Consider the following 10,519-nt stretch of genomic DNA (forward strand, 5'->3'; position numbering starts at 1 on the left):
TGAAGTCGTGGCCTATGAAATCGTCTTATAAGCGCTCGATGATTAGAGCAATGCCCTGTCCGACACCAATACACATGGTGCATAGCGCAAAGCGTCCTTGCCGACGTTCGAGTTCATGCAAGGCAGTGGTCACAAGCCGAGCGCCGCTCATGCCCAGCGGGTGGCCGAGTGCAATAGCGCCCCCATTGGGATTGACGTGTTCGGCATCATCGCTCAGGCCCAGGTCGCGCATGACTGCCAACGCTTGAGCAGCAAAGGCTTCATTGAGTTCGATCACGTCCATCTGTTCGAGGGTAAGCCCGGTCTGGGCAAGTACCTTACGGGTGGCGGGAGAGGGGCCGAACCCCATGATGCGCGGCTCCACCCCAGCGGTGGCCATGCCTACCACGCGGGCGCGGGCTTTTAAGCCAAAACGCTCTGCTTGCTCGGGGGATGCCAGCAGCAGCGCACAGGCGCCATCGTTAACCCCAGAGGCATTACCCGCTGTCACACTGCCGCCTTCGCGGAAGGGAGTGGGTAGCTTGGCGAGCTGCTCGGCGGTCGTGGCGGCGCGCGGGTGCTCGTCGGTATCCACCACTAACGGGTCTTGTTTGCGGCGGGGGATTTCGACCGGAACGATCTCTTCAGCAAGGCGGCCAGCCTCCATAGCGGCGGCGGTACGCTGCTGGCTGCGCAGTGCAAAAGCGTCCTGGTCTTCTCGGGAAATGCCAAACTGCTCAGCCACGTTTTCAGCGGTTTCGGGCATGGAGTCCACGCCGAACTGAGCTTTCATTGCACGATTGATAAAGCGCCAGCCAATGGTCGTATCGAAAATATCGGCTTGGCGTGAGAAAGCTTGCTCCGCCTTGCCCATCACGAAGGGCGCCCGGGACATCGACTCCACCCCGCCAGCAATCATTAGCCCCGCTTCGCCGGTCTTGATGGTGCGGGCGGCATTGCCGATGGCGTCCATGCCAGAGCCGCAAAGGCGGTTGATGGTGGAGCCAGGCACCTCGACCGGAAGCCCGGCCAGCAGCGCGGACATGCGCGCCACGTTGCGGTTATCTTCCCCTGCTTGGTTGGCGCAGCCGTAAAAGATATCGTCAATCAGCGACCAGTCGACGTTCGGGTTGCGTTCCATCAGGGTGCGCATGGGTATGGCCCCCAGGTCATCGGCACGCATGCTCGAAAGTGCGCCGCCGTAGCGTCCTATTGGGGTACGAATGGCATCAATGATCAGCGCGTCTTTCATTGGTTATCTCCAGCGGCAGTATTTTCTGCGTCAGTGTCTTCCAAGCGGCGTACGCTGCCGCGAATTTTGTAGGAACGCCCGCGGAACAGGGCAACGGTATCGCCGTGCTGATTGCGCAGCGTGATGTCATAAATGCCGGTGCGTCCGCGTCGGCTGCGCTCTTCGGCAGTGGCGGTCAGTTCATCGCCTAGTTGGCCAGGGCCGAGGTAGTCGATGCTGCAGCCTGAGGCCACCGTGGCCTCATCGTAACTATTGCAGGCAAACGCAAAGGCGGAATCAGCCAGGGCAAACAGAAACCCGCCATGGCAGTTGCCGTGACCCTGCACCATATCCTGGCGTACGGTCATGGTCAGTTCTGCAAAGCCAGGGGCTACGCGGATAATCCGCATGCCCAGCCCTTGGCTGGCATGGTCACGGGCAAACATTGCCTCGGCACAGGCTTCCGCCAGCTGTTGTGGGGTCAGTTGGGCATCACTCATGGAAGCTTCCCCCGCCCAAGGCGTTGCGACGCAGCAGGAACGAGCTGCGATAGCGCTCTTCGCCGTAGCTCTGCTGCAGGTGTGTAAGGGTGCGGTGAACGAAGGGCAGGCCCAGTGAGTCTGCCCAGGCCAGAGGGCCTTGTGGGTAGTTAACGCCCGCCTGCATCGCTAGGTCGCCATCCTTAGCGCTGCACACGCCTTGCAGCACGGCATCGGCAGCTTCATTAGCGAGCATGGTCACGGTACGTAGCACTACCAGCCCCGGCGTGTCGGTTAGCCAGGCTACGTCCATACCCAGGCGCTGGAAGAAAGCGGTGGCCAGTTGGAGGGCCTCGGGTGATGTTGTGTGGCTAGCAGCAAGCGCAATGGCGCTGGCGCTGCGGTAGTCCAGGCATAAGTCGAACAGTACCAGAGTATCGAGCCCTTCATTGGCCGCACGTTCGGCGGCGCAGCGTCCGTCGCTAAGCGCCAGTACCAGATCGCCTAGGTATAGGCGAGGGGAGCCATCTTGCTGTAGCGATTCGCGATACACCACGTTGAGACCAGCTTCTTGAGCGCGTTCCAGCAGTGGCGCGAGAGTGCTGTTGGCACCCTGTACGACAAGTGCTGGTAGCTCCGTATTTGCTGGTTCGGCAAACGTAGGCTGCGGCTTCGCAGCGCCTTCAGCGTAGTCGAAGAAACCTTGACCGGACTTACGCCCCAGGCGTCCGGCTTCAACCAACGCTTGCTGTACTAAGGAAGGCTCGAAACGGGTGTCGCCGTAGTAAGCGTCAAACACCGAGCGGGTCACCGCGTAGTTCACGTCATGACCGATCAGGTCCATCAGTTCGAAAGGCCCCATGCGGAACCCGCCGGCTTGACGCAGCAAGGCATCGATAGTGGCGGCATCGCTGGCACCTTCCTGCAGCAGGCGTAGCCCTTCGGCATAAAATGGCCGCGCCACGCGGTTAACAATAAACCCAGGGGTAGAGCTTGCGTGTACCGCCACCTTGCCCCAGGCGCTAGCGGTATCGAAAAGGGTGTTCGCAACATCTGCGGTGGTCGCCAGACCTGACACCACTTCTACTAGCTTCATCACTGGGGCGGGGTTAAAGAAGTGAAGCCCCGCCATGCGTTCAGGGCGTTCAAGGTTCGCTGCAATGGAGGTGATCGATAGTGACGAGGTATTACTGGCGAGCAATGTATCCGGCGAGCATAGCGCTTCGAGCTGGGCGAACACCTGCCGTTTAACCTCAAGGTTTTCAACAATGGCTTCAATAATTAGGCGGCTGTCGGCCAGGGCGTCGATTGTGTCGGCGGGCTGTAGGCGAGCCATGATGTTATCCACATCGGCTTGGCTCACCTTGCCCTTGGCAACGCGCTTTTCCAGCTGGCGGCGAATGTTGTTGATACCTGCTTTGGCGGCACCCGGCTGATTGTCGTGCAAGATTACCGAGTGGCCAGCCTGGGCGGCTACCTGAGCGATACCGGCACCCATGGCGCCTGCGCCGATCACGCCAATAACGGCGGACGTGGGTAGGGCTGCCATATCACTCTCCCTTGAAGGTGGGGCGACGTTTTTCCATAAAGGCGCTGACACCTTCGCGGTAGTCGTCGGAGCGCCCGGCAAGGCGTTGCAGATCGCGCTCCAGATCGAGCTGTTCGTTGAAGCTGTTATCGCTGCTGGCATGCAGGGCGCGTTTGATAAGCGCCAAGCCGCGCGTCGGCTGTGTGGCCAAGTGGCGAGCCATGTTCATGGCTTCTTCCTGAAGCGCCTCATCGTCGACGCAGCGCCAAATCATGCCCCACTGTTCGGCAGTCTCGGCGGGCAGCTTGTCACCAAGCATCGCCAGGCCCTTGGCACGCGCCATGCCCACTAAGTGAGGCAGGGTCCAGGTGCCGCCGGAGTCGGGAATCAAGCCGATTTTACAGAAAGCCTGAATAAAGCTCGCCGAGCGTGCGGCCAATACGATGTCGCAGGCCAGGGCGATGTTGGCACCGGCACCTGCGGCCACGCCGTTCACCGCACAAATGGTCGGGAACGGCATATCTTTAAGAGCGCGCAGCATGGGGTTGTAGCGTTTCTCAAGTGACTCGCCGAGATCGGGGGCTTGCTCACCGGGGGCAACGCTGCGGTCGGAAAGATCTTGGCCAGCGCAGAAGCCGCGTCCGTTGCCGGTCAGCAACAAAGCGCGAACGCTTGGGTCCTGGCACACGTCCTTAAGCGCCTTGCGCATCTCGGCATGCATCTCAGTATTGAAGCTGTTCAAGCTGTCGGGGCGGTTTAGCGTAATGCAGGCAACGCCGTCTTCCACGGTGTAAAGCAGGGGCGCTTGGCTCATGGGGTATATCCTTGTGTCAGTGCCCTTGAAAAGTGGCAGGTCGTTTTTCTTGGAAGGCGCGAATGCCCTCTTCGCGGTCGGCGGTACCCGCCAGTAAGGTGAATGCATGGCGTTCAAAGCGCAGGCCGGTGGCTAGGTCGGTATCCATCGCCTTGTGCAGCGATTCCCGCGCTAAACGCACCGCCAGCGGTGCCTTGGCGGCGATGCGTGTTGCAATGGCCATGGCGTGTTCAAGGGTGAGTTCGGGTTGGGTAATCTCGCTAATCAGGCCAGCTTCGAGGGCACGGCGAGCAGAAATTGGCTCGCCGGTCAGCACCATTTGGGTAGCCAGAGATTTGCCTACCGCTCTAAGCAATCGTTGGGTGCCGCCAGCGCCGGGCATGATGCCCAGGTTGATTTCCGGCTGGCCAAACAGGGCGTTTTCACCGGCAATGATGATGTCGGCATGCATGGCCAGTTCGCAGCCACCGCCCAAGGCATAGCCATTGACGGCGGCAATGATCGGTTTGCGAAAGCGCGTAATGGTGGCCCAGTGGTGCTGGCGAGGATCTTCCAGCATGCCCACCAGATCGCGTTCGGCCATTTCGTTAATATCCGCACCGGCGGCGAACGCTTTCGCACTGCCGGTAATCACCACGGCGCGAACGTTGTCGTCACTATCAGCCTTGCTCAAGGTGTCGGCGAGCTCGCCGAGAAGCTGCGTATTAAGCGCATTCAGTGCGTCTGGGCGATTCAGCGTGATGCATAAAACGCCTTCCTGGGGTGGGGTTGTTTTTAGAGTAGTGGGCATTTTTACCTCAGTTCGGCCTGTGGCGCACAGGATGAATATCTGCCGAGTATAGGTTTATTTTGATACGCATCAATATTGTTTATATGTTTTTAGTGTGTCGCTTAACGTTATTTTTGATCATTTGTTTTTTATTAACAATGGCTTTAGTGCATTTTGGCGAACGAAATATGGTTGTTAGACCATGGTATGAAGCCTGGGTGCGTGGCTAAAAAAGCGACTTTTAACCCCTATATTTCGAGTTTTTAGATATCAGTTCACCCGTTCTTTAGTAAGTGGTGACAAGGAAAGCGTTTGATGTTTTGTTACGGGAAAGATAGTCTTAAAAAATATAGCGTATCAAAAAAATAAGTGAGTGCAGGAGCGCCCCATGACGCAATCAGCGCAGCAGATGTTCGACCTTCATCGTGAGATTCTTGACCAAGCTGTCGACGCCATTTCCAGCCGTAATTTCTGGACGCCCTATCCAGAAAGCATGCGGAAATACCCTGAGGATGCCGTTAAAGCGGCGCCGTCGACGTTCGAGTCACTACTCAATCAGCCATTTGCACTTAATGGTGTTGGCAGCACCCAGCAAGTGGGTGGCGAAGTGTCACCTTATGGCTTTGAACTCGGCATTACGTATGACCAGCCAAACCTCGACGAGCTGGTAGCGGCCATGCAAGTAGCAATGCGCGACTGGCGGGATGCCGGGGCGCAAGCGCGTGTTGGGGTGTGTCTGGAAGTCCTGTCACGCCTTAATGTCATGAGCCCAGAGATCGCCCAGGCGGTGATGCATACTAGCGGCCAGGGGCCGTTGATGGCGTTTCAAGCGGGTGGGCCGCATGCCCAGGATCGCGGCCTTGAAGCCGTGGCCTATGCTTGGCAGGCAATGGCTCAGATTCCCGCTACCGCGAAATGGGTCAAGGCCCAGGGCAAGCATGATCCCATTGTCATGGATAAGCGTTTTCACATCGTTCCGCGCGGTATCTCGTTGGTAGTGGCCTGTTCCACGTTTCCCACCTGGAATACGTATCCTGGCTTGTTTGCCAGTCTGGCGACGGGCAATCCGGTCATCCTTAAGCCACACCCTGGCGCTATTTTGCCTGTGGCAATGACTGCACGTGTTGTTCAGCAAGTATTGGAGGAAGCAGGCTTTGATCCTTGTCTGGTTAGCCTGGTACCCGACACTGTCGATGCGCCGCTTACCAAGACGCTGGCGCTTGACCCTGCGGTCAAACTAATCGATTTCACCGGCTCCAACGCGTTCGGAGACTGGCTAATACAGAACGCCACCCAAGCTCAGGTGTTTGCCGAGAAAGCCGGCATCAACACGGTTATTATCGACAGTGTGGATAACCTTAAAGCGGTCACGGCGAACCTGGCCTTCTCGCTGAGCCTCTATTCTGGGCAGATGTGCACGACCCCTCAGGCCATTTATGTACCGAAAAGCGGGATCGAAACAGCGGATGGCCATTTAAGCTTTGATGACGTGGCGGCCGCGCTTGCGAAAGCTGTCCAGGCGTTTCTGAGTGACAATGACCGCGCCTGCACGGTGTTAGGTGCCCTGCAGTCAGTAGACACGCGAGCACGAATTGATGAATGTCGTGGGCTGGGCGATATAGCGCTGGATAGCGAGTTACGCAAACACGCCCAATTCCCTGACGCCCGCATCCACACGCCGCTTATCCTCAAGGTAGATGCAGCGCAGAAAGCTGCCTACAGTGAGGAGCGCTTCGGCCCGATAAGCTTTGTCATCGCGACTGAGAACACCGCGCATAGCATTGAGCTGGCGCGGGAGGTGATTCGGGAAAAGGGCGCGATAACACTCGGTGCCTACACCACCGATGAGGCCGTGGCCGCACAGTTCGAGCAGCTGGCGATGGATGTGGCCGTTCCGCTGTCTCTGAACCTGGATGGGGGGATATTCGTCAACCAGTCGGCTGCTTTTAGTGACTTTCACGCCACGGGCGGTAATCCGGCAGCCAATGCTTCCTTATGTAACCAAGCCTTTGTCGCCAGCCGTTTCGTGGTGGTGCAAAGCCGTCGCCACAGCCCATCAAACTAACGGAGAACGTTATGCCTTACTATCGACTTGAAGGGGTGACGCCGGTGGTGCACCCGACGGCTTATGTTCACCCAACCGCAGTATTGATCGGGGATGTGATTGTTGGCCCCGGCTGTTATGTAGGTCCCGGCGCGGTGATGCGTGGCGATTTCGGCCGCCTGGTGCTGGAAGAGGGCGCGAACCTTCAGGATACCTGCGTGATGCACGGCTTTCCAGGTTGCGTCACTAAGGTCGAGAAGGATGGCCATATCGGCCATGGCGCGGTATTGCATGGCTGCGTGATTGGGCGTGATGCCATGGTCGGTATGAACGCCGTGGTGATGGACGGCGCTAACATTGCTGAGCGGTCTATCGTTGCCGCGGCGGCATTCGTCAAGGCAGGCTTCGAGTGTGAGCCGCAGTCGCTGGTGATGGGGGCGCCTGCAAAGGTTAAGCGGGCGCTGAGTGATGAGGAGTTTGCCTGGAAGCAGCAGGGTACCCAAGAGTATCAGCGCTTAGTAACCCGTTGCCGTGACAGCTTGGAGTCCTGTGAGCCGCTGGCAGAGCTCGATGCTGATCGGCCAACCTTACTGGCCGGTGATACACAACCTAAGCAGCAGACGCTGGATAAGTCGCCACAACCATGAACTATTCCAGCCCGCCGAAGCGCTGGTAGAAGCTGGGGCCGGGGGCTGGTAATGGGCCCTCGGCGGTTTCCAGATGTCGGTCTAGCCAGCGTTCTGCGCGTTCGTAGAGCAAGCGATAGAGGTTGCGGCAGAGCTGATGGGCGTAGCGACCTTCCCATGCCGTGGGGAGTAGTTCGTCAGGCAGGAGGGGGTCACGTAATTGAACCTTGCGATACTCGTGAATCAGCAAGGTGCGAGCAATGAAGCACTCTTCCTGCCCTAAATGGTTCTCTGCGCTGAGCGCATTCCAGAGTGGGCGAAACTTAACGAGAAAACGCTGGTAAAGTTCGGCGAGTTCATCGAGGTTCCAGCTATCTCTGACCTGCAGGCGCAGTGGCTTGCTGGTCATGGGCTCCATGGTCTGGGTTTGCATCACGATCGTGTCGTCTACCGCATCCAACTCTTGCAAAGTTACCATGGTCTCTGCGCATGACAGCGTAGGGTGAGCCAGCACGCCCTGAGCAAAACTACCAAAGCCGAGCCATTCAAGCTCATCACGAATTTGTTGGCGTCGGTCTGGGGGAAGCTGTGTCAGCAGCACCAATGTCCACTGGCCCGACCAGGGCGGCTGGGCGCCGTGATAGACGCGCTTGAAAGCTTGTTCAAAACGCCGCCGCCCTGGGCCACTCAATCGGTAATAGCTGCGACGGCCCACCTTCTCGCCCCGCAGCCAAGTTTCAGTGGTCAGCCTGTAAACAGAGGTGCGCACCAACCGCTCATTGATCCCGATGGACTCCACCAGTTTCGACAGACTGCCCAACCACACAGTACCGCCCCGCGGAACGATAGAGTCACCATAGACGGTAATAATCAGTGAACCAGCGCGAATTGGCCGACGCTTCTGGAAGCCATCAATAAGCGTAGCGACGCAGTCTTTAGCTGACGACATGGTGGATGTTGATTCCCTTTAAAATAAAGTGGCCGCAAAACGACATAAAATCTAAATAATATAAGCGATTATCGTATCACGTTTTTTTAGAGTTTGGCCTGAGTCGTTGCTTGCGCCCCTTGGTTGTTCGCGGGGGCTTGCTCCTCCTCCGTGCGACACATCACTATTCGGTCTCGGCCATCGCGTTTGCCGACGTATAGCATTTGATCTGCCTGATTGATCAGCGACTCAAGAGAGATTTCTTCGTTGTGCGCTACCGCGACACCGGTGGTTTTTTTTAACGACACGCAACGTGACCCATCTCGCATACGTGTCGTGTTCTTGAGAGAGTCACAAGCGCTATCTACTCATCTGGCCTTAGCGCCTCCCGCTTGGGTGGGCTGCCAACGCGTACTTCGCTGAGATCCTCATGAGCTAGGCCGCGGAACAATGAAAACATCATGGCAAACACCAGAATAAACATCGGTAGACCAACCACGGTAATCACTTCCTGCAATGCACTAAGCCCGGCATCGCCGGCAAGAACGATAAGCATAGCCGCCAGCATGCCTTCAGAAACGCCCCAGAATACTCGTTGGTGCCAGGGGCCAGGATCCGCGCTGCCTGTACACAGCATATCGACGACCAGAGAGGCGGAGTCTGATGACGTGGCAAAAAAGATGGCAACGATAACCACCGCTAAGCCCTGGATTAAGGTAGCAGCGGGGAAGTTCTCGAAAAATGCGAACATAGCGAGCGGGATACTTTCGCCCACGGCAGCGGATAATGCACCGGCCTGATCTCCCATAGCTGCCCTAGCCTCGGCGCCTATTCCATCGATCTCCATTGCCGACCAGCCAAAGATCGCAAACCAAACCAGCGTAAAGATGGAGGGGGCGAATAACACGCCCAGGACAAACTCTCGGATGGTTCGCCCGCGGGAGATACGCGCCACAAAAATCCCGATGAAGGGTGACCAAGTGACTGTCCAGGCCCAATAAAACACTGTCCAGCTGCCTTGCCACCCCCAGCCGCTGCCGTCGTTGCTGGTATAGCTTGCTAACGTATCATTCCAAAACGCCATGGGTAGCAGGTTGGTGATGTAAAGGCCAAAGGTCTCGACGATGGCACGCAACAGGAAAACGGTTGATCCGGTGAACAGCACAAACACCAATAGGCCGACGGCCATCCCGATATTGATATTGGAAAGCCGTTTAACGCCTGCATCCAGCCCCGCGACGATCGACCCCACGGCAACGGCTGTTAGTACCGTGATGATAATTACCTTTGTCATCACGGCGTCCGGAACACCAAACAGTTCCGTTAGCCCCGCATTGATTTGCTGGGTGCCCAGGCCAATAGAAACCGCCACACCAAAGAGAGTACCGAGAATGGCAAAGATATCGAGGGTTTTGCCGACAGGGCCGTAAATGCGTTCGCCGATCAGTGGATAGAATACTGAGCTAAAACGCATGGGGAGGTTGTAACGATAAATAAAGTACGCAAAAGCCAGCCCCGGCATAGCGAAGATCGCCCAGGTATGTAGGCCCAGATGATAGATCGAAAAGCTCATAGCGTCGTCGGCGGCTGCCACAGAGAAGGGCTCGACACCCGGTCTTGGGGGGGTTGTAAAGTGAGAAATAGGCTCGGCCACGCCCCAGAACATCAATACCGTGCCGATACCGCCAGCGAATAGCATGGTAAACCAGGAGATATTGCTATAGGCCGGCTTGGCATCGTTCCCTCCCAGCCGGATTGCCCCGAAACGGCTGAGCGCGACCCATAACAGGAACGCCACCCAACTCGTCACCCCTAAAATAAAGAACCAGCCAAGGTTAGTAACGATCCACTGGCGCCCCGCGCCAAAGGCTGCCCCTATAGGTTCAGGTGCAATGAGAAGCGCCACTAAAAAAAGGATCATGATCCCCGCAGACGTGAAAAAAATGGTGGGATCAGTCTTGAGGCCCAGCTTTCTCGCAAGAGCTTCCATCATTTTTTCTCCGTTGTCTTTTCAATAACGTAGGAGCTATTTGCCTATCACGCCAAGTTGTTAGCAAACTTTAATGGTTATCCAGCACACCTCCTCTGTTAAGTAAGCCCCCACAAATCAAGAAAGTCCCC

The 10,519-nt window shown here is 57.1% G+C and carries 10 protein-coding genes; 2 read left to right on the forward strand and 8 right to left on the reverse strand.

Features of this window, described 5'->3' with window-relative positions:
* Window positions 1–25 precede the first annotated feature (25 nt).
* The 5 genes from pcaF to paaF are packed head-to-tail and all read right to left on the reverse strand — an operon-like array spanning window position 26 to window position 4,821.
* On the reverse strand, window positions 26–1,231 hold the full coding sequence (gene pcaF, locus MOY_RS15530; protein ID WP_009101615.1) for a 3-oxoadipyl-CoA thiolase: 1,206 nt from the start codon (window positions 1,229–1,231) through the stop codon (window positions 26–28).
* Window positions 1,228–1,710, reverse strand: coding sequence for a hydroxyphenylacetyl-CoA thioesterase PaaI (gene paaI, locus MOY_RS15535; protein WP_009101617.1), 483 nt, complete (start codon window positions 1,708–1,710; stop codon window positions 1,228–1,230). The genes pcaF and paaI overlap by 4 nt, the downstream gene beginning before the upstream one ends.
* Window positions 1,703–3,238 (reverse strand): 3-hydroxyacyl-CoA dehydrogenase PaaH, encoded by a 1,536-nt coding sequence (gene paaH / locus MOY_RS15540; RefSeq protein WP_009101619.1) that lies wholly within the window; start codon window positions 3,236–3,238, stop codon window positions 1,703–1,705. Before paaH ends, paaI begins: the two co-directional genes overlap by 8 nt.
* Before the next feature lies 1 nt (window position 3,239).
* A complete protein-coding gene (gene paaG, locus MOY_RS15545; RefSeq protein ID WP_009101621.1) occupies window positions 3,240–4,031 on the reverse strand; it encodes a 2-(1,2-epoxy-1,2-dihydrophenyl)acetyl-CoA isomerase PaaG in 792 nt (263 codons plus the stop codon).
* 16 nt (window positions 4,032–4,047) lie between these two features.
* Entirely contained in the window at window positions 4,048–4,821 is a 774-nt protein-coding gene (paaF, locus tag MOY_RS15550; protein ID WP_009101622.1) for a 2,3-dehydroadipyl-CoA hydratase PaaF, read from the reverse strand.
* Window positions 4,822–5,188: 367 nt separating this feature from the next.
* On the opposite strand from paaF, the gene paaN reads away from it, so the two are divergent.
* Together paaN and paaY are read left to right on the forward strand one after the other, a co-directional pair.
* Complete coding sequence (gene paaN, locus MOY_RS15555) at window positions 5,189–6,865, forward strand: phenylacetic acid degradation protein PaaN (protein WP_009101624.1); 1,677 nt, start codon at window positions 5,189–5,191, stop codon at window positions 6,863–6,865.
* 11 nt (window positions 6,866–6,876) lie between these two features.
* Entirely contained in the window at window positions 6,877–7,491 is a 615-nt protein-coding gene (gene paaY, locus MOY_RS15560; protein ID WP_009101626.1) for a phenylacetic acid degradation protein PaaY, read from the forward strand.
* Between the two features lies 1 nt (window position 7,492).
* Here paaY and paaX read toward each other — a convergent pair whose 3' ends face one another.
* The 3 genes from paaX to MOY_RS15575 form a co-directional block, all read right to left on the reverse strand.
* Window positions 7,493–8,419, reverse strand: coding sequence for a phenylacetic acid degradation operon negative regulatory protein PaaX (paaX, locus tag MOY_RS15565; protein ID WP_009101628.1), 927 nt, complete (start codon window positions 8,417–8,419; stop codon window positions 7,493–7,495).
* 86 nt (window positions 8,420–8,505) lie between these two features.
* Window positions 8,506–8,706: a hypothetical protein gene (locus MOY_RS15570; protein ID WP_158003274.1), complete on the reverse strand. Its 201-nt coding sequence runs from the start codon at window positions 8,704–8,706 to the stop codon at window positions 8,506–8,508.
* A gap of 56 nt (window positions 8,707–8,762) precedes the next feature.
* Window positions 8,763–10,388: a BCCT family transporter gene (locus MOY_RS15575; RefSeq protein WP_009101632.1), complete on the reverse strand. Its 1,626-nt coding sequence runs from the start codon at window positions 10,386–10,388 to the stop codon at window positions 8,763–8,765.
* Between the last annotated feature and the right edge of the window lie 131 nt (window positions 10,389–10,519).

This window comes from Halomonas sp. GFAJ-1 (assembly GCF_000236625.2).
Lineage (GTDB): Bacteria > Pseudomonadota > Gammaproteobacteria > Pseudomonadales > Halomonadaceae > Vreelandella.